This window comes from Imperialibacter sp. EC-SDR9 (assembly GCF_902498805.1).
Classification (GTDB): Bacteria; Bacteroidota; Bacteroidia; order Cytophagales; family Cyclobacteriaceae; genus Imperialibacter.
Genome location: NZ_LR701594.1, coordinates 1 through 20482, shown reverse-complemented (window position 1 = coordinate 20482; position 20482 = coordinate 1). Strand labels below are relative to the sequence as shown.

The 20482-nt window shown below is 45.2% G+C and carries 12 protein-coding genes; 6 read left to right on the top strand and 6 right to left on the bottom strand.

What is annotated here, in order from left to right; genetic code table 11:
- The first annotated feature begins 27 nt into the window (after positions 1-27).
- The 3 genes from GC130_RS18855 (at position 28) to GC130_RS18845 (ending at position 1893) form a co-directional block, all read left to right on the top strand.
- Entirely contained in the window at positions 28-1020 is a 993-nt protein-coding gene (locus tag GC130_RS18855) for an AraC family transcriptional regulator (protein ID WP_151999905.1), read from the top strand.
- Between the two features lie 54 nt (positions 1021-1074).
- Positions 1075-1593 (top strand): hypothetical protein, encoded by a 519-nt coding sequence (locus GC130_RS18850; protein ID WP_151999904.1) that lies wholly within the window; start codon positions 1075-1077, stop codon positions 1591-1593.
- 81 nt (positions 1594-1674) lie between these two features.
- On the top strand, positions 1675-1893 hold the full coding sequence (locus tag GC130_RS18845; protein WP_151999903.1) for a hypothetical protein: 219 nt from the start codon (positions 1675-1677) through the stop codon (positions 1891-1893).
- A 39-nt stretch (positions 1894-1932) separates the two neighbouring features.
- On the opposite strand, the gene GC130_RS18840 is transcribed toward GC130_RS18845, so the two are convergent.
- From GC130_RS18840 to GC130_RS18830, 3 genes are all read right to left on the bottom strand, one after another.
- Entirely contained in the window at positions 1933-3276 is a 1344-nt protein-coding gene (locus GC130_RS18840; RefSeq protein WP_151999902.1) for a D-arabinono-1,4-lactone oxidase, read from the bottom strand.
- Between the two features lie 73 nt (positions 3277-3349).
- Complete coding sequence (locus GC130_RS18835) at positions 3350-4459, bottom strand: alanine--glyoxylate aminotransferase family protein (protein ID WP_151999901.1); 1110 nt, start codon at positions 4457-4459, stop codon at positions 3350-3352.
- 38 nt (positions 4460-4497) lie between these two features.
- Complete coding sequence (locus GC130_RS18830; protein WP_226940547.1) at positions 4498-7263, bottom strand: FAD-binding and (Fe-S)-binding domain-containing protein; 2766 nt, start codon at positions 7261-7263, stop codon at positions 4498-4500.
- 275 nt (positions 7264-7538) lie between these two features.
- On the opposite strand from GC130_RS18830, the gene GC130_RS18825 reads away from it, so the two are divergent.
- From GC130_RS18825 to GC130_RS18815, 3 genes are all read left to right on the top strand, one after another.
- Positions 7539-9338, top strand: coding sequence for an acyl-CoA dehydrogenase family protein (locus GC130_RS18825; protein ID WP_151999899.1), 1800 nt, complete (start codon positions 7539-7541; stop codon positions 9336-9338).
- Positions 9339-9540: 202 nt separating this feature from the next.
- Positions 9541-10971 carry a TonB-dependent receptor gene (locus tag GC130_RS18820; protein WP_151999898.1) on the top strand — a complete coding sequence of 477 codons (1431 nt, stop codon included), beginning with the start codon at positions 9541-9543 and terminating at the stop codon, positions 10969-10971.
- Between the two features lie 236 nt (positions 10972-11207).
- A complete protein-coding gene (locus GC130_RS18815; protein ID WP_151999897.1) occupies positions 11208-14264 on the top strand; it encodes a CHAT domain-containing tetratricopeptide repeat protein in 3057 nt (1018 codons plus the stop codon).
- Positions 14265-14568: 304 nt separating this feature from the next.
- Here GC130_RS18815 and GC130_RS18810 read toward each other — a convergent pair whose 3' ends face one another.
- The 3 genes from GC130_RS18810 to GC130_RS18800 form a co-directional block, all read right to left on the bottom strand.
- Positions 14569-18828, bottom strand: coding sequence for a LysM peptidoglycan-binding domain-containing protein (locus tag GC130_RS18810; protein WP_151999896.1), 4260 nt, complete (start codon positions 18826-18828; stop codon positions 14569-14571).
- Between the two features lie 2 nt (positions 18829-18830).
- Positions 18831-19880 carry a PorP/SprF family type IX secretion system membrane protein gene (locus GC130_RS18805; RefSeq protein ID WP_193217911.1) on the bottom strand — a complete coding sequence of 350 codons (1050 nt, stop codon included), beginning with the start codon at positions 19878-19880 and terminating at the stop codon, positions 18831-18833.
- A gap of 5 nt (positions 19881-19885) precedes the next feature.
- Positions 19886-20482, bottom strand: a 597-nt coding sequence (locus GC130_RS18800) for a gliding motility-associated C-terminal domain-containing protein (protein ID WP_226940546.1), incomplete at its 5' end; no start/stop codon positions are given.

The window sequence follows — 20482 nt, the reverse complement described above, 5'->3', positions numbered from 1 at the left end:
GTTTACGTGGTACCATCAAATGAACTGATGCCAGCAAATGAACTAATACTTCTGTTATTTAGCCTGGGTGCTTTTCAGGGAGTTTTACTTTCCGTATTACTCAAAGTAAAATACCGTCGTTCTCAGTCAGGCTACCTCTCGCTGATTTCTCTGTTCTTTGCGTTGCTGCTTGCCTTTTATGTGGCCTATTGGGCCAAACTGGGTACGCCCACCTATCTCTTGTGGGTTCAATACCTCACTTTTCTCATCGCTCCGCTTTTCTATTTTCTCATTAGAGGCATCTCCATTCAACAGGCAACGAAATGGCCGACAATCCTACATCTTCTCCCCTTCCTTGTGGCGGTCTTCGTTCTATACATGCCGATAAGCCCCATGTTTCTTTTCCTTTTGCAGCCGCTTCACCTGGTTATATGTGTGGTTCTTTCCTTCCCATTCGCAAGAGGCAGGCGAGACAATGTTCGACGCTGGCTATTTATACCATTGCTGGCTTATGCCCTGCTGTTTGTGCTCTACTCCATCATGGTTGCCACAAAAACACTGACGTTGGAATTTGACTACCTGATTGCCGTCGCTTCATGCTTTTTTATTTATGCGCTGTTGATCAAATCCTATCTCCAGCCCCAATTCATCAGCCAACTCTCTACAGAAGAAAAGTTGAGCACCTACATTTCGGAAACAGTACTTTCTCAAATTGAGCGCCATTTCAAAGACTGCAAGCCCTACCTTAATGGTGAATACAGGCTCAACGACCTTTCGAATGATTTATCCTTAAAGCCCTATCAGCTTAGCGAAATCATCAACCAGAAATACGATGGATTTAACAAGCTATTAAATGACTACCGGATAAGAGAATCCATCTACCTTCTGAAGAACACGAATGAAAAGGTTATTGACATAGCCCACCTAAGCGGTTTCAACAACAAGGTATCTTTTTATAAGTCATTCAAAAGAGCAACGGGGAAAACGCCCCTGGAATGGAGAAACTCTCAAAAAAGGCCGGTTAACATTTCTATAGATTAACCACTTCCATTCGTATCTGTGATAGATTGATCGGAAATCAAAAACTATCAATCTATGAAAGGGATATTATTCACCGTCTTACTGTGCTTCGGCTTTTCGGCACATTGCCAGGAGCTTCAACTTAGCAAAATTGACACAACCCAATACTTCGACTTTTGGGTGGGTAAATGGAAAGCAACCTACGACGAGGGAAATGGTGTGCAGCAATATGGCATCAACACTATTGACAAAATTCTCGACGGCACCGTGGTTCGAGAGACTTTTGAGCTCGATGGGGGCCAAAATAAAGGATTTAAAGGCACGAGTATTTCCGTTTACCAGCCACAGCTCAAGAGGTGGAAACAAGCCTGGGCTGATAACCAGGGCGGTTACTTCGATTTCGAAGGAGAATTTATCGGAGACAAACGAATCTTCAAGACCCAGATATTTGAGCGGGGCGAGAAGCGAATCCAGCAGCGCATGGTGTTTTACAACATCAAACACGACTCGTTTACATGGGACTGGGAAGCCTCAGCGGACGGCGGAGAAACGTGGAAGCTAAGCTGGCGCATTTTGTATGAGAGGATGGAGTAATTTGCACTATCATTAGTCTGTTGAAGAATTTGCTCTTGCTCAGTCGAGAATTTTTAATAAATTTCAATTGTTTAATCCACTATGAGCGAGAACATACAAAATCTTATAAAACGATTTGAAAGGCACAGAAATGTGACAGATGCCAAGTTTTCATTCGTTCTTGAGCGGCAAAAGATGATAGAATCTGCCTTAAAAGAGTTACAGGAGGAGAGTTCCGACTTTTATGGGTATGTGGCAGAGTCTTTGAAGGAGCTAGACACTGAAATTTCAGCCATTAAGAATAAAATCAAAGACCTGTAAGACGCCTGTTTCCTTTCAAGCAGGCGCACACTTAATCTCTCAGGCCTGATAGACATTCAGATCCAAATACTCATTCCTGAACTTGCCTTGGGGGTCATATTTTTTGACCAACTCCAAAAACGACTGGTATTTTGGATACCTGTCATGCAAAGTTTTGGGAGCTAAGGTAAACAGCTTGCCCCAATGTGGCCTCACTCCAAATGGAGACAGCTCTGCTTCAATCATGGGCAATAGCTTACCAACCTCCTCAGGATTTTGCTTCCAGGTAAAGTGGATGGCTACGCTTGGCTGCCTGTAGGCTGTGCTCATCCACAGCTCGTCGGCTGCAATGGTGCGAATTTCAGTGATCATCAATTGAGGAAAGATCAGGTCACGTTTTTTCTCCAGCGCCAAGATGGCATCAACGGCATTTTCCATTGGTACGAAAAACTCCGACTGCAGCTCCTCTCCACTGCTGGGCGTAAAGCCCATCTTGAAATGGGGCAGGCGGTCGTACCAGGGGCCTGGCTTACCCATTTGCTCCGTGCAATTCTCTGCTGAAAGACGGGTAATGGGATGCAAGTTCTTTGTTGCAGCTGTAGCGCCGTAGAATTCGACGCAGGCATCTGTTATTTCCTCGTCCATCCGCCTTTTGATCCACACCTGGCTGACCACCTGGTTCTGCCAGTCAGTAAATAAGCTGACGCTGTAGCCGGCAGACATAATAGCTTCAAAATCCTTTTCCAAAGATGCCAGCGGCAAATCCTGAAAAACATCCTGCCTCACCTCGAAGGTCTTCTCTATAGCGAGCGTCACTTTTGTAACAATGCCCAATGCGCCAAGACCGACGACAGCTCCATAAAAATCCGGATCGCCTTCTTTCAATTTTACCAGTTGTCCGTTACCATCTACCAGCTCCAGTCCCTTCACAGCGCTTGCCAGGTTTCCATTCCCCACACCGGACCCGTGGGTGGCTGTGGCAGCAGCACCTGCTACAGAAATATGAGGCAGGGAAGCCAGGTTGTGCAAGGCATAGCCCTTCTGATGAAGCTCGGGAGCAAACTCCCCGTACCTGGCGCCCGACTCTACCGTGACGGTCATCTTTTCCTCGTCAATCCCTAAAACCTTATTGAAGTTTTTGGTGGATATCTGATTTTCGGGGCTGTCGGCTATATTGTTAAAGCAGTGCTTAGAACCCAACGCCTTCTGACTGGAAAGCTTTCTGACAAGCCCCTGAAGCTCCTCGGTGGTTTTGGGTTCCAGAAGGTTCTTCGCTTTGTACTGGTAATTACCCGCCCAGTTCTTTCGCACTTCCGTCGGTTTATCTTCGCAGGAAACCAGCGGCACCACCATTGATCCGGCTACAAATGCGCCCGTTGTTTTCAAAAACTCTTTTCTCTTCATAGGATGTCAGGTATAGGTTGGCAAGAAGTTAGCAATTTTCCTGATGAATGCCCTACCTGCATACCTCAATTTCCTAGAGCATCTCCTCCAGTGCACCCACTAGCATGTTCACATGGTTTTTAGTACAGCTTTCGCCCATAATACCTATTCTCCAGATTTTGCCGGCAAACACGCCTAGGCCCCCACCAACTTCGATATTATAGTCATTTAACAGACGAGTTCTGAGCGCAGCTTCGTCGACACCCTCAGGTAAGTAAACGGCATTCAAATTCGGCAAACGATGCTGCTCATCTACCACAAACTTAAAGCCCAACGCCTCCAGTTTCATCTTCAAATAGTTGTGCACCACTTCGTGCCTGGCCCAGCGCTCCTCCAAGCCCTCTTCCAACACAATATTCAATGCCTCGTGCAGGGCAAATATGGCGGAAACAGGGCCTGTGTGATGATAGGCCCGCTTCGCCCCTGCCCAGTAATTCTTCACCATGGTCAGATCCATAAACCAGCTTTGCACTTTGGTTTTACGATTGTCAAGGACTTTCACAGCCGCTTCGGACAAGCTTACCGGCGAAAGCCCGGGAGGGGCGCTGAGGCACTTTTGCGACCCTGAGTAAATAGCATCAATGCCCCATTCATCGACTTTAAGGGGCGCACCTGTGTAAGAGGTAACCGCATCAACAACGAGTAGCGACCCTGCATTGTGCACCAGGTCACTTATCTCCTGCAAAGGTTGCATGGCTCCCGTGGAAGTTTCAGCGTGCACAATGGCTACTAGCTTTGGCTTTGGGCATACATCCAACACTTTTTTGATCTGGCTCACTTCGGTCACCTTGCCCCAGTCGGTGTCTATCCTGTGCACCTTTGCCCCGCAGCGCTCGGCTATATCGACCATACGGCCACCAAACACGCCATTGACGCAAATGATGCACTCATCACCTGGCTCCAGCAGGTTGACCAGGCAGGTTTCCATGCCAGCCGAACCTGGTGCTGACACAACGAAGGTGAGATTATTCTTGGTCAACAATGTTTGCTGCACCATGCTTTTCACCTCGTCCATCATCCTGACAAACTCAGGATCAAGATGGCCGATCAATGGGGTGGCCATGGCTTTCAGTACTCTTGGGTGGGCGTCGGATGGTCCGGGGCCCATTAATACTCTATGAGGGGGATTGAAGGGGTATGTCATATTTGTTCAGGTTTCTTCTCTTATCAAAGATATATTTTTCAGTTACTTACGTCGTCTAAAAGTTTCATCACCGATTCGTAATTTTTTCCTACGGCTTCAGACAGTGCTATCTCACAAGTCTTAGATGTAGAATAATATCCGTCGTACGCCTCCTGTTTCACTTCAGTCGACTCTTTCTTTGTCGCCGCCTTCGTCAACTCAGGGTAGTAAAACCCACGATCGCCAGCCATGCCACAGCAACCCGCAAATTCCGGCACCTTCACCTCTTTGGCGCAGGCACTACCAATTCGTTTCAACTGATCGAGAGAGCCCATTTTTTGCACCGAGCAAACCGGGTGAAACGCAATTTTGTCTTTTTGTGCAGAAATGGTCAATTGCGGCAATACAACCTCGGCAGCGAAATCAATTACATCATGAATGATCAGTTTGTCAAACCGAACCTTGTTGACAGTGGTAAGATACGGTCTGCTGGATTTTATTGTCTGGGTGCAGCTTGTCACGTCCAACACCACCGGAATTTTTCCTTCCTGCGAGCTTTGCCAAAGTCGTTCAATAGCCTGATTGGCAGTGAACTTGTAAGCCTTTGCAAAGCCTTTGGACGAGAAGACTTGCCCGCAGCATGTCCCTTTCAATTGGTCGGGCAATACGATATTGATGTTGGCTTTTTTGCACACAGACAAAAAAGCCCTCACTCCGTCGCCATCCATCATCCTTGAAATGCAACTTGAGAAATAAACGACTGACTGACCCTCGCTCCGTGTACTGCGACCTGCCTTAAAAAGCTCCTTTATAGCCGATTTTTGAAAATGATTGGACCAGAGCGGCATACCTGGAATGATCCGTTTCATTCCCGAAGTCAGCTTTGGCATAAACTGCTGACCGAGCAGCTTGTTTAGTAGAAACCCTTTCCAAAGTGCCAGCCTGGTAGCGCTTTCAAGCCATTTGAAGTTTCTGGCAACACCAAGAGCTACTTTATTCTCAAATGAAGAATGGTTTTCCCTTCTCAATCGCTTAATGAGGTCACCCGTATTGATATCGACCGGGCAGTTTGTAGCGCACATCCCGTCGACCGCACAGGTTTCTATGCCATCAAATGCATAGTCTTTCAACAGCGCATCCTTTGTAGTATGGTCTCCGGCCATTTCTGCCCGCTTGATGGCCCTTCTAATGCCAATTCGCCTCCGGGGGGTTAATGTATAGTCACGACTGGGACAGCTATTTTCACAGAATCCGCACTCAATGCACTTGTCGACCTCTTCTTCCACTATTGGCATCACTTTGAGGTTGTGCACGTGACATTTCTTGTCTTCGGTTATTACAATACCGGGGTTGAGCAGGTTGTGCGGATCAATCAGCTGCTTTAGCCGCTTCATTACCTGGTAGGCTTCAGGCCCCCACTCTGTTTCCACAAAAGCAGACACAGCCCTCCCTGAACTATGTTCTCCTTTCAACGAGCCGTCGTACTTATTGAGCACCAGGTCAAAAAGGTCATCATTGAACTTCTCATACAAAGCGATGGCTTCAGGAGTAGCATAGCTTTGCGACACCACAAAGTGGAGGTTGCCATCTTTCGCATGACCGAAGATGATCCCATTCTCATACTTATGTTTTACAAACAGCCGCTGCACATCAACTACCGCCTCCCCCAAGCGTTCCACTGGAAAAGTAAAATCTTCCATCAATGCTGATGTGCCTTTCGCTCGCATGCCAGCTACTGAAGGATACATTCCCTTTCTGATTTTCCAGTACAGGGCCTGCTCAGATGAGTTTTGCGTGAAACTTGGTGCAAACAGCAGCGGAAGCTGGGCCAAAGTCGGTTTCGCCATTTCATATTTGGTGTCCAGCAGTTCCTGCGTACTTTCCTGGTATTCACACAAAATAGCGGATGCCTGCTCAGGCAATGTTTTAATAAAATCAGGCACGCCGGGCATATCTTCCACCGACCGGAGCGATGCCCTGTCCATAAACTCCAAAGCCTCGGCCCCTGTGTCCCTTAGTGCCGCAATTGTGTTGCAAGCCTCGGCAGGACTGTCAAAATAGAGCATGCCCGTCATTTTGAAGGGAAAATCAGGGATTGTGTTTAGCACAGCCTCTGCAATAAAGGCCAGCGTCCCCTCTCCCCCGATGATCACATGTGCCAATATATCGAGCGGGTGCTCGTAGTCGAGAAAGGCGTTCACGCAATAGCCCACGGTGTTCTTCTGCTTGTATTTTTTCCGAATCCTGGCAATCAAAACGTCATTTTGCTCTACCTCGTGCTTCAGTGCGAGCAAGCCATTCGCTATTTCTTCGCAGTCCTTCAAAAATCGATCGTAGTCTTCCTTCTTTTCAGTGGAAAAAACCTTTCCATTGGGGAGCACAAAGGTGATGTGTTTCAGCGTGTGATAAGAATTGTTCACTACGCCACAGCACATGCCGCTGGAGTTGTTGGACAGGATGCCACCCATCATAGCGGCGTTGATCGAGGCTGGATCTGGCCCTATCTTTCTACCAAACTTCTTCAGGTGAATATTTACATGGGCGCCGATTGCCCCCGGCTCCACCCTGACAGTTTCCCCATTATTCTCCGGGTTTACTTTCCGCCAATAATTACTCAAGTCTGCCAATATCCCATCGGTAACCGCCTGCCCCGACAAACTGGTACCCCCAGCCCGAAACGTAACGGGAACATTCAACTTCTGAGAAACAACAAAAAGTTTTTGAATTTCTTCAACAGTTATGGGCTGTACCACGGCTTTGGGCACCAGGTAAAAATGGCTGGCATCGCTTGCATAAGCATAACGGTCGATGAGTCGTGTTTTCACACGTGGTTTAGGGAGGATTTTTAAAAGGGCGTCTTCAAGCATATCTCAAAATATTGAGCTCAGGTTCAAAGGCTCATTAATGCCCCATATTAACTGATTTCAAGGAAAAAATCTCAGCTAAACTGATAATCGGTCGACAATGACATGTGCGGTGGATACATTGAAATTTTTCACACTAATTTATTATGCATGCATACTATTTTTCCTTACATTTGAAATAGTATGCATGCATACTATTTATCCGAATTACAAAACTTTAAAATTCTTCATTAGCCATGGAAACTACAGTTGCCAAAGATGCCATCAAGGGAGGTGAATTTCTGATCAGAGAAACTGAAGCCGACGAGATATTTATTCCTGAGGAGTTTTCGGAAGAGCAAAAAATGATGGCGGAGGCCACCAGAGATTTTATTGAGAAGGAAATCAAGCCCAACGTAGACAGGATGGACAGCCTTGAGGAAGGCTTTATGCCAGGAGTGCTCGAAAAAGCAGGTGAGCTGGGTTTATTGGGCATATCCATTCCTGAGCAATATGGCGGCCTTGGCATGAGCTTCAACACAAGTATGCTAATTGCAGATATTGTCAGCTCGGCTGGCTCATTTTCTACCGCATATGGTGCACATACTGGGATTGCAACACTCCCCATCTTGTACTATGGCAATGAAGAGCAAAAAAATAAGTATATCCCAAAGCTCGCCAGCGGGGAATGGAAAGGAGCCTACTGCCTCACAGAGCCAGATGCGGGCTCCGATGCAAATTCTGGTAAAACAAAAGCCGTTCTTTCATCCGATGGCAAGCACTACCTGATCACCGGGCAGAAAATGTGGATTTCTAATGGTGGGTTCGCCGACTTTTTTATTGTATTTGCCAAAATTGATGATGACAAGAACCTTACCGCATTTCTTGTAGAGCGTACGTTCGGTGGCATCACTATGAATGAAGAAGAAAAGAAACTTGGCATCAAAGGATCGTCCACCCGCCAAATCTTCTTCAACGACTGTCCGGTTCCTGTCGAAAACATGCTTTCTGATAGAGAGAATGGATTCAAGATAGCCGTGAACATCCTCAATATTGGGCGAATCAAGCTAGCCGCCGGCGTTATTGGCGGCTGCAAAGACGTGGCCACCATGAGTACACAATACGCCAACGACCGCAAGCAGTTCGGTGTTTCCATTTCTTCCTTTGGCGCTATTCAGCATAAGCTGGCCGAGATGGCAGTTAAAACCTATGCGACAGAATCGGCCTGCTACAGAGCTGGGCAAAACATCGACGACAAAATCACCGATTTGATAGCTAACGGCATGCCCGAGAATGAGGCCAAGCTGAAAGGTGTAGAGCAGTTTGCTATCGAGTGCGCCATTCTTAAAGTGCATGGCTCTGAAGTATTGGATTTTGTGGTTGACGAGGGTGTCCAGGTTTATGGCGGCATGGGTTTCTCTGAAGAAGCACCAATGGCCAGGGCCTACAGAGATGCCCGAATTACCCGGATTTACGAAGGCACCAACGAAATCAACAGAATGCTTCTCGTAGGGATGGTATTGAAACGAGCCATGAAAGGCGAGCTTGATATACTGCAACCGGCTATGGCGGTGGCCAAAGAGCTTACGTCAGTCCCCTCTTTTGCATCACCAGATCTTACCAAGCCTTTTGCAGAAGAAAAGGAAGTATTGAAGAACCTAAAGAAGGCCATATTGATGGTAGCTGGTAAGGCGGCTCAGACTTTTGGGCCTAAGCTGAATGACGAGCAGGAAATACTGATGTGCATCGCCGACATGATGATTGAGGTGTATGTAGCTGAATCGACATTGCTTAGAACTGAAAAGCTGGTGTCAAAAACCGGAGAAAGTGCCAACGCTCTTCAGGCAAAACTTGCCCGTGTATATTTGGCTGAGGCAGTGGAAAAGGTAAATCGTGCGGGAAAAGAGGCAATTGCCGGCTTTGTGAAAGGCGACGAACAGAAAGTGATGCTCATGGGACTGAAGCGATTCACCAAAATGAGTCCTGTTAACACCATTCTGTTGAGACGTGAGATAGCCAATGTAATGATCGAGAAATCAGGATATCCCTTAGCATAGTAAGGTAGGTGGTTCCCAGTTTAAAATCCGCCCCAACAAGGCGGATTTTTTTTGCGTTATAGTCAAAAAGCAACAGGCTTTTGTGAGCTTTTTTGTGAATTAGAAATCAAAACAGTGCTTTGATTGTTTACATTAAAAACACCCCTCAAAGATTCAGTTTTAATAATAATACGACTAATTTTGTTCAAACAGGACTAAGTGTATGGATGCATCCTTTCGAAAGCTCACTACCAAGGAAAAAGCACTAAAAATAAATCTTGACGAGAAAATCTATGGCACCTTTGCTGAAATAGGTGCCGGTCAGGAAACCGCAGCTCATTTTTTCAAAGCAGGGGGAGCTTCGGGCAGTATTGCCAAAACCATGTCTGCCTATGACATGACCTTCAGTGATGCCATCTACGGTCCTTGCGACAGGTACGTATGCCAGCCTCGCCTGCATCAAATGCTTGATAAAGAGTATAACCTGCTTACCAAACGGTTAAGCTACAGGGCCAAGCGAACTACCTTCTTTGCTTTTGCTAATACCGTTGAAACGCTCAATTTTAAGAGAACCAATAAGGGGCATGGCTGGATAGGCATCCGGTTTCAGCTCCACCCCAATACACAGCCCAACGACTGTATCATCCACCTTGTGCTGAACGACACTGATGCGTTGTGGCAGCAGCAAGCATTGGGTATAGTTGGCGTTAACTTGCTTTACGCCTGCTATCACTACATGGATCCAGAAGAATTTATCATTTCTCTGATCGACAACCTGAGTGAGGGTCGAATAGAAATTGACATGTTCCGCCTGGAAGGCCCCGACTTCCACCATGTGGACAATCGCCTGATGAGCCTGAAGCTTGTTAAAAACGGATTGACACAAATGGCCATGTTTGGTGCCAACAGAGATGTGCTGCAACCGTCGGAAGCACTGTACAAAAAGAACGTTCTCGTTCTTCGTGGAAGGTTCAGACCAGTGACGCTGGTCAATGTTGATATGATGATTGCTGGTTTGAGACAGTTCAAAAAAGAAGCCGACGTTGATCCGAAGAAGCTCATTGTGCTTTCGGAACTTACTCTCAACGACTTAACCAAGGATGGTAAAATCGATGAAAATGATTTCCTTGACCGGGTCGATATCCTTTGTTCGCTTGGTCAGAACGTAATCATTTCAAATTACCAGGAGTACTACAAACTGGCTACCTATTTCGCTCAATACACAAGAGGAAAGAAAATCGGGATCATACTTGGCTTCAACAACCTGCTTAGGATTTTTGATGAAAAGTACTACTCAGACCTCAATGGTGGAATTCTACAGGCTTTCGGTGAGCTATTTGGCATTAATATCAAGCTATTCGTTTACCCCTACATCAAAGATTTTGAATCCAAGGAATTGATGACTTGTGCCAATTTTAAACCAGCTGGGCACCTCAGACACCTTTACGATTACCTTCTGGAAAACAAAAAAATAGAAGACTTATCGAAAGTAAATGAGAAAAATTTGAGCATCATTTCGGACAAAGTCCTGACGATGATACAAAATGGAGAAGATGGTTGGGAGCAATTTGTTCCCCACAAGGTGGCTGCTGCTATCAAGAAGAACCTCCTTTTTGACTACCCTTCACCAGTTGCTATGGAAGAAGATGACTAACATTTTTATTGCTTTGTTTGGAGTTCAGGAGCCTCTGGTTGTCAATAATTTCGAGAAAGTTAGCTTTGAGCGAAACTCTCTTTAAGAAAAATGAATAACTTTAATGTTGAGTCATTTTTTTCAAATCTCTTTCACCTTTTGCTAGGTGACATATGCTGATTTAAACGCTTTGTAGAGTCAACCTAACCTATTGTAGACAAAGTAGTATTTTAGACTTCTACCTAAACCAATATGTGATGCAATTCAGATTAAGTAGCGCACTGTTTTTTGTAATATCCCTGTACCTGTCTGTCTCTTCAACCCTCTCAGCGCAAAGCTGGGAATCGCTTCTTGACAGCAGTGACTATTATTATGATACCGACCAGAAAAGGGCCCTCATGTATCTGCAAGATGCCTATAGCGCACTCAATGCCGAAAACGCAGGTAAACCCAATGGTCAGGAGGCGGTATTGCTCAATAACCTGGGAATGCTCTATTGGGATGTAGACGACTTAGGGAATAGCAAGAAGTATCTTCTGAAGTCAGTAGAGACCTGGCGCAATATTGGGCAAACCAGCAACGAAGACTATGTAAACGCCCTTACCAACGCAGCGAATGTTAGTAAGATATTGGGGGACTTCGGGGCAGCAGAACGATTTTATAAAGAGTTGCAAGAAGTAATCGGCAAAACTAAAGGCGATCGCAGTACCGATTATATTAAATCGATGCAGGAGCTGGGAAGTTTCTACGAACATATTGGCGAGTTGGAAATGGCCGCTGTGAATTTTGAGCGTGCACATACGCTTATCGAAGGCCATCATTCGACAGTAATGGTTCTAATGGCAAACTCCTATAGCGACTTGGGAAGAATTTACATTAAGCTTGGGCAACCAGACAAGGCGTTTTCGTTTATTCAGCACAGCGACGAGCTGTATGAAGCTAACTCACTCACACACAAGCTGGAATACCTTGAAAACCTGGAACACATGGGTATAGTGTATGAGTACCTGGGAAAATACGGCGAGTCCGAAAGAGTGCTTCTGAAAACCCTCGACTTAAAAAGGAAAAGAGAAGGGATTGACCAGGGTCTTATTTTGGAAACCCTGAATGATTTGGGAATTCTCTATATCGACCTGGGGAACTATGAAAAAGCGGGCGTGCACCTACAAGAGGCTTTTGTTCTCAGTAAAAAAATATTTGGTCCCCGACATCCCAACTATGCCACGGCTGCCAATAACCTTGCAAGTTATTACAACGACAGAGGCGACTTAGACAAGGCTTTCGAGCTCTTCAAGGAGTCCGCTGATATATATAAAGCCAACTATGGAGAATACTACCCTAAGTACGCTACTTCACTTAACAACATGGCTGGAATTCGCCGCACACAAAAAAAATATGATGAGGCGAAAAAATACTATGAAGACGCCCTAAGGATAGACAAAGTAGTTTTGGGGGAGAGCCATCCCGACTACGCTACCTTGATCAACAACATGGCCGTTCTCTACTCGAACACAGGCGATCACCAAAGAGCTGAGGCACTTTATCTTCAGGCACTAAACCTAAGAAAAGTGAGCTTGGGCGAAAACCACCCTTCCTATGCCAGGTCGCTGGAGAATCTTGGTCTTTATTATATCACACATGATCAACCCAAAAAATCAGGAGAGTTCTTCAAGGAGGCTATCAAAATACAGGTGGGTCAGGTAGGAAAGATATTTCCTGCCCTTAGCGAAATTGAAAGGGAAGTTTTTTACAACACGGTTCGGGAGGACGTAGAGCGTTTCAATACAATAGCCCTCAAGCTCATGAAAGAAACCCCGGCGATACTGGGAGACCTATACGACAACCAACTGGCAACAAAGGCGATTATATTCTATGCCTCGGACAAAGTGAGAAAGAATGTGCTCGCCAGCGGTGACGAACAGCTAATACAGGACTATATTCTCTGGAAGACGCTCAAAGCCCGTCTGGCAAAGTTTTACCAGGTAGGTACAGCCAAACTGAAGGAAATGAATATCAACATCGATGAGCTTGAGGTCAATATTAATAACCTGGAAAAAAAACTTGCCTACGAATCCTCCTATTTTAAATCCGGGGAAGATAAGGTTTATAGCTGGGTCGACATCAGAAGAAACCTTAAAGAAGGCGAGGCGGCCGTGGAAATTGTCAGATTCCGGGAATTCAAAAGCCTCTATGGTGATGACGACAACCTCATCTACGGTTTCTCGGATCATATACAGTATGCGGCCCTTATTATAAAGCCCGACTCATACACGAATCCAGAGTTGGTATTGCTCGATAATGGTAATCAACTCGAAAAACAGTACTACTCGGCCTTTTTTAACTCTTTGAAATTTGGCGTGACAGACAACGAGACGTATGTGCAATTTTGGGCCAAAATACAGGAACACTTGGGTGGCATAAAAAAAATCTATTTCTCTCCTGACGGGGTCTACAATAAGTTTAACCCTGAAACATTATATATTCCTGATCAAAAGAAGTACCTGACCGACTTACTTGACGTAAATTTTGTCACCAGTACAAAAGACGTTGTAGAATTTAGCAGAACCGAAAAAAACAACGAAAGAACGGCCATTCTCGTCGGCAACCCTGACTACGGCCATATACCCAGCGAACTGGCAACGAATGCCAAAACAGCCTTTATCAACATGTTTCAGCCCCTGCCAGGCACGATGGTTGAAATACACACTATTGACGACATGTTGCGGGATGCGGGATGGAATTCAAAAATAAGCACTGATAAATTGGCCAGGGAAGAAAAACTAAAGAGTTTGGTAAGCCCTAAAATTTTGCACATATCTACTCATGGGTATTTCCTTGAAAACCCTCCGTTCATTTCCCAGAATGTTAACACAACCGCCAACAACCCGCTATTCAAGTCGGGGCTTGTGCTGGCAGATGCCAACAATTTCTTTGTAGACTATGTAACAGGAAAGGATGCAGACCTGGAATCGGAAGATGGTATTTTAACCGCATACGAGGCAATGAACCTCACGTTGGACAATACTGACCTTGTCGTATTATCCGCTTGTGAAACTGGCTTGGGAGAAGTGATGAATGGCGAGGGCGTTTATGGTCTTCAGAGGGCTTTTAAGGTAGCCGGGGCCAGGAACCTGATCCTAAGTTTAAACAAGGTAGACGATCAGGTCACAAAAGACCTGATGATTTCCTTTTACAAGTACTACCTGAGTTCTGGAAGCATTCGAGACTCATTCCGAAAGGCACAACTGAACGTTAGGGAGAAATATGAAAGCCCCTATTTCTGGGGATCATTTATCCTGATTGGGAAAGGGTAATTCCAGATTCAAAATTGATGCTCGGGTATTAAAGGCAGCCGACTAGCCTGAAATTAGCCACCTGTATTTTACTGGCTCAAAAGGGCTACCCGAAAACAAATTGAACGGCGTACAAGCAAATCCAAAACCCCGAAAAAGTCTGATGGAGACTTTTTCGGGGTTTTATCTGTTAGCCTCCTAGGCTACCTTTATTGATCAGGAAATTACCGTCGTTCAAAAGGAGCCATTCAGAGCCTCAGCAATATGTCGTCAGACCCCTGCACTCAAGCTAAAGCAAAACATCAAACCGGCTGAAGCCATACCGCTAATAAGAAACGTAAATATCAATTACGTCTCCCGGGTTCAATTGATATCCGTTCAGGTTGTTCAATTCAAGCAACAGCTCTTCAGGAAGGTTGAACTTCTCGGCTATGGAGATGATAGACTCTCCCTTTTTCACTTTGTACTGTTTGTAATTCACAGCATGGTCATTTAACTCAACCAAGAGACTTAGGCTCGGTTTGATGCTGTTTTTGCCTTCTATTCTAATAGGTGTATATGGCTTAACTACCCCCGATTGCAAGCCATTCATAGCTTGTATCCTATCTGCCGGCAGGTTGAATGCCCTGGCGATAGCATCAATAGTAGCCCCGGGACGGGCAACATAAATCTTAGCCAGCTCAGCTTGCAAAGGTTTTGTAGAGTATACCTCAAGTTCCACCCGTCTGTTAAAAGCACGTCCATACGCCGTGAGATTACTGGCAACAGGGTCACCTTCTCCGTTGTAGTAAACGGTCAAGGCCGTCTCATCCACTCCATGACTGACAAGGTATTTATAGACAGCGTCGCCTCGCAAATCCGACAGTCTGTGATTATAGTCATGCTCGCCCTGGCTGTCAGCATGCGCATGAATTTCGATCTCAATTTCAGGATTCTTCCTGTATAGTTCGATCAACTTATTCATCGTCACAATTCCCTCATCCCGAATATTGGTGGCATCAGAGTCGAAATAAATGCCTTCATAATTCAGCACTATGTATCCATCTTTGTACCCACGCACTTGCAAGTCTTTAATGAAAAAGTTGTCCGGCTTTATCGCAGAAACAGTCTGGTTGTTTGAGAGAATCTTATAGGCTTTGTTGCCGTCTAAGTAGTCAAATACAAACTCGCCATTTTGGTTCGTATAACCCACCTTGATTGTTTCTCCGGAACTATTTGCCAATACAACCGGGTAGTTAGCAAGAGCTTTACCGGTTTTAATATCTACCAAACGCCCCTGAATCTTGATATTCTTAAACTCTTCTGTTTGGTATTGATCGACACTCGCCATGACCATACCTGATTCAACATACTTGTTTTCTAGATCAATCTGATCGCCAAAAATGTAGTTCGATCTTGCCCTGACATCGATCAGAGTCCCAACCAAGCTCTTCTCCTCTGCACTCAAGCCATTGTTAACCCCCCTGTCTTTTGTCAACAAGTCCATCTGGTTTCTACCCTGAGAATAGCTAAAAGCCTCAGTTAAAATCAAGTGGTTGAAAGTCTTTCTGATTTCAGGGTTGTAATTTTTGTATTTGATAAAATCATCCTTAATCGCACCCATTTCAGCCGTAGAGAGCTGATCTTCTGTCATAAACTTTGCCATTCTTCTGGCCATCCGCCTTTCCTCTGAGTCAAACTCAGCGAACCTTTGTTTGTCCTCTTCAAACATCTCCGGTTGGCCCGCATAGTCGTTGTTGATCAGTGAAACAGCTACAATCCTGTCAATTGCCTGCCTTTTACTCGGAGGCAGGCTCTCATAAAGCGCTCTTTGATCAGAGCTCATGCTTGTAGCCGCCCGACTTGAAGCCACCTTCGATAGTGTGTTTCCAGACTCGGGCTCACCCGTCCCCTCTCGTCGGTCGATGATGAGTTGACCACCCTGGTTTGAAGCAAGGTTAGTGCCGGTGGTCGTAGCTGGAGAGTTTTGCGTAGCAACATTTGCACTGCTGTTATTGGAGTTGCCCTGAGCCAGTGCCTGGTTTTCACTTGATTTAGAGGAACCAGCCGCACTACCAAACGAAGATGCAACCATTGGCCTATTGGACTGACTTGCGATAAGTTGCGAGGGCTCAGATGCATTTTCATCGAGTGCCAACAGAGGTCTGCTGGCTAGTTTATCGTAGCTGTCGACGCCGGACACCATTCTTGCAAACCTCAACTTCTCCTCCTCGCTAAGGGAACTATAAGCATTTCTATTGGCACCAGTTAATAAATTACCAACCTCTCCTACAATGACATTTCCGTTTGTTTTGGTATTCAAACTGGTAAGCAACAGCGTCTGTTTTGCTGTGGCATGATTAAAAATATACTCATCTGAGAAAGACAAATTCCGAAGTCTTCTCACAAGAATTTTGTCAATAAGCGCTTTTTGTCCGGCCGGTTTCTTATTGTAAAATTCCAGGTCTGCCGGAGTAATGTTCTTATCGAAGTCCGAAGGCTTCGCAGCCAAAAACGCAGTCACCAGCCTGTCAATGGACTGCTGCTCTTCAGTAGGCAAATTCTGGTAAAATACTTTATCATCTTCACTCAAAGAGAAATCGCTCTCAAGTGCCAGATTCTTTAGTTGATTTACTATGGAGGCCTCGGCCCTCTCCATAGACTGCTCGTCCTGCTTTTTTAGAAAAACATTTGTATTGACGCCCAGCGAGAGATTTTCAATTGACTTTTTCTGAAGCAGGTAACTGCGTGCCAACGTTTTTACCTGAGTTTGGTCGGTGGCAGGCAAAGACTGGAAATACTCATCTTGAACCTCCTTGTTTCGGTACTCAGTTACCTTCAGTGTGATGTATTGATCTATTTTCTCTTTCGCATCTTTCGAAAGCTGCTCATAGTACGCCTTTTCTTCACTACTTAGCGATACATTCAGACCTAAGCCATCTTCCTCCAGGTAAGACGACACCATCCTGTTGATTGAATACTTATCTCCGGTAGAGAGCTGCTGGTAATAAAACTCATCTTCAGTTCTAACCGCCCTAAGGTCTCTTTCCGACATTTTCCGTACCCTGGAGTTGACAATCCTCTCAATCTTCTCTTTGTCTGACTCAGATAAGTTATCATAAAATGCCTGTTGCTCGGCGGTAAGCATCGCTTGCGTATTGAACATACGTGCAGCAAGAAAATGAGAGATCACTTCCTCCACCTTCTCTATGTCATTGGTGTCGAAATTGTAGTCATCCGAGAAAACGGAGCTACGGCCTGCCACCACGTCTTCCTCAAGAATTTCAGCTATAATTTCCTGGTCGGTCTCAATATGGAAGGTATAAATATCTTGTCCTCCCACTCCACCGTCTCTGCCCGATGTAAGATAGCCACTTTGCTCTCCCAGTATAAAAAACCAGTCATCCCGATTTGAGTTATATGGAAAACCCATATTATAAATCTCCGAATTCTCGAAGTTGTTACCATTGGTCATGAATATATCAAACCCTCCAAAGCCTCTATGTCCGTTGGACGAGAAGAAAAGAACACCCTCCTTCTGGTCGTAAAAAGGTGAAGCTTCGTCCATTGTGGTGTTGATGGCCGACCCGAGGTTAATAGCTGGCCCCCAATTATCATTGCCAGCATCTACACTATACCAGATATCGGTTTGACCGAATCCACCGGGTCTATCGGAAACAAAAAACAACGTATCATTTCCTGGCGACAGCGACGGGTGCCTCGAAGTGGTGTTTTTTGCATTTATATTGGCATTTAATGGCTTTGGCTCACTCCATTTGCCATCAACAAACTCCGACTTCGATATTTGAGAAGGTGTTGCCGAACCAGCCGGTGGATTATAGGTGAAGTAAACCTTTGTATTATCCTTGTTAAAAATGCCAGCTCCCTCACCATTTTTGGTGTTCATATTGGAAAACTTGTCTTTGTTCCCCGTTTCGATCCAGGCATCTCCTGAATGCTCAAACCGAAAAAGATCAGCCGTTGACTGCCCCATTCTTGCATCAAATACAGATCCTGTCGATGATTTTCTTGAAGAAGACATCATCAGAGAAGAGTCCCCCTTAAATATAAAAGGAGCATAATCGTCGTATTGCGTGTTGACCGGAGAAGGCAGCACCTTGAATTCGGCGTGCCGAACCGGGTTGGCTAACTCATTAAGCGCCAGAAGACAGCCTTCCTTTTCAACAAGCGCCTGTAGCCTGAGTGCCTTAAATGCCGCCATTCTATCAGGGTTGGTATTATACCACTTAAGGTATTCCTGAAAATTCTCCATCGCCTCCTGATACTTGCCGTTGAGCTTTTGCATCAAGGCGAAATAATACCGGCTTGTCGGATAGTTGGCTTCCGAAAGATTAATCATCTTCTCGTATTGAAGCTCAGCCTCCTGATACTTAAAAGTGTTTCTATAACACTCAGCTAACTGAAAGGTCGCCAGCTGGTTGTTCGGTTCTTCCGCAAGTGCCTGGAGGTAATACTGTGCTGCCTCAGCATAATGTCCGTTCCTGAATTGATCATCTGCGTATTCATTTAGTTGAACAGCTCCCTGACCAAAGGCATTAGCTACTAAAACTAAACAGGTTACAAATGCTAAAGATAATTTCCTCATGACTAAAATAATGGATTGGACGAGCTACCACCCTTTTTGTCCTTACCTAAAGTGTAAGTTAATGAAATTTCAAATGAAGGTACAAGTGAATCATTTGGTTCCGTAAAAAGGTATACTTTATTGAGATCGTAACTAAAAGCCATCTGTAGGTTATTATTTTGAAAGCCGGCTGTGAAAATGAAAGAATCCCTCAATCGATACCAAGCTCCAAAGGTAAGGTAGAGATTGTTTGCTTTGAGAGAGCGGTTATCGCTAAAGCTGTAGCTAACATAACTTCCCATATTAAACTGATAGCGATTATCAGTGGAATAGTAAAAAATTCCATTGGGAGACCACCTCAACTTATGGGAAATGCTAAATTCCATGCCTCCATGATAAGCCATGAAAATTGGCTTACGAGCTACCTCACCTCCCATAAAAGAGGTATTTGGGCGATTTAAGTTCTTGAAAGAGAACCCTGAGAAAGCGCTATACTTGTAAAGTCTGTATGTTCGGGCGGGGTTGAAGTAGTAGGTCAAACCTGCATTGAACACCGGGTAATGCACGATATCATTGAACTGTGCAGACGGATCTGCCGCATTCGGGTCAAAACCAGAAATCAGGTATGGTGTATACTGCGATCCCCACTGTAGATTACCGAAATTAATGCTTTCGTTAAAGTACCCCCCCTGGAGCCCGAAGATCACGTAATCCGGACTAAAGTCGCCCAATCTAAGGTTGTAGGCAGTGGAAACCATAAAACCATTGTTCTTGAAAAAATTATCCCCAATGCTCTCACTGAAAGCTGTCACTCCAATGCCCCCAAACTGTCGTGCATTAAACCCACTTGAAACGAAGGGATAGAGTATCGAAAACTGCGAAAGTTCGTTGGAAATTCCAGAAGTCTGAAATTGTCTTTTGTGATTAAGAGACACCTGCAAATCTGGCGGAATTCCTGCAAACGACGGGTTTAGAAACAAAGATGATGTATAGTACTGCGAAAATTGGCTGTTCTGTCCAGAAACGCTAAAAGTGAAGCAAGCCAGCATAAGAAAGCATATATATTTCAGCATACTCGTCATCTTATCAGCATTACCTGCCCGGTTTTTGACACTTTTCTTCCATTAAAAAACTCAAACTTTGCGGAGTAAAAGTAATACCCACCTGACGCTGGTTTCCCGCTCTTAAGCAAGCCATTCCACCCGTTGGTCTGCGCATCCGACAAATCGGTGGTCTCATACAAAACGTCACCAAAGCGATCATAGATTTTGAAGGAAAACCCATCGGGAATCACCTTCTCGCTATAGAATTTTAAGACCTGATCCTCCTCATTGACTGATAAAGGAGAAAAAGCGGTTGGGATATAGGATACGCCATCGGCAGGCACCTTAGGGGAAAGGGCAACGGCCAGGTATCTTTTTGTGAAACTTTTTTCTCCAGTAAGCAGACCTGAGGAAAACAAGTCGGGATCTTCGACAGAGTCATCTGTTGTGAACAAGTTTGTAAATGGCTCGTCAAGTGACTCCGCCTCTGCCAGCGCAGGCGTGGCAGGGCAAACGCATTTAAAGATTGAGGACTTTTTCTCTGAACACTGGATCAAATCCTGCTTTAAACCTTCTCTGTCTCTTAGACTTTTTGTGAGGTGTTCTTTCAATAAGAGCCAGTGCCACTTTAG

Bases quoted from the DNA above. Each gene is read 5' to 3' on its own strand.
- GC130_RS18820 (WP_151999898.1), top strand. From the start codon at position 9,541: ATGGATGCATCCTTTCGAAAGCTCACTACCAAGGAAAAAGCACTAAAA.
- GC130_RS18840 (WP_151999902.1), bottom strand. From the start codon at position 3,276: ATGAAGAGAAAAGAGTTTTTGAAAACAACGGGCGCATTTGTAGCCGGA.
- GC130_RS18855 (WP_151999905.1), top strand. From the start codon at position 28: ATGCCAGCAAATGAACTAATACTTCTGTTATTTAGCCTGGGTGCTTTT.
- GC130_RS18835 (WP_151999901.1), bottom strand. From the start codon at position 4,459: ATGACATACCCCTTCAATCCCCCTCATAGAGTATTAATGGGCCCCGGA.
- GC130_RS18805 (WP_193217911.1), bottom strand. From the start codon at position 19,880: ATGCTGAAATATATATGCTTTCTTATGCTGGCTTGCTTCACTTTTAGC.
- GC130_RS18815 (WP_151999897.1), top strand. From the start codon at position 11,208: ATGCAATTCAGATTAAGTAGCGCACTGTTTTTTGTAATATCCCTGTAC.
- GC130_RS18845 (WP_151999903.1), top strand. From the start codon at position 1,675: ATGAGCGAGAACATACAAAATCTTATAAAACGATTTGAAAGGCACAGA.
- GC130_RS18850 (WP_151999904.1), top strand. From the start codon at position 1,075: ATGAAAGGGATATTATTCACCGTCTTACTGTGCTTCGGCTTTTCGGCA.
- GC130_RS18810 (WP_151999896.1), bottom strand. From the start codon at position 18,828: ATGAGGAAATTATCTTTAGCATTTGTAACCTGTTTAGTTTTAGTAGCT.
- GC130_RS18825 (WP_151999899.1), top strand. From the start codon at position 7,539: ATGGAAACTACAGTTGCCAAAGATGCCATCAAGGGAGGTGAATTTCTG.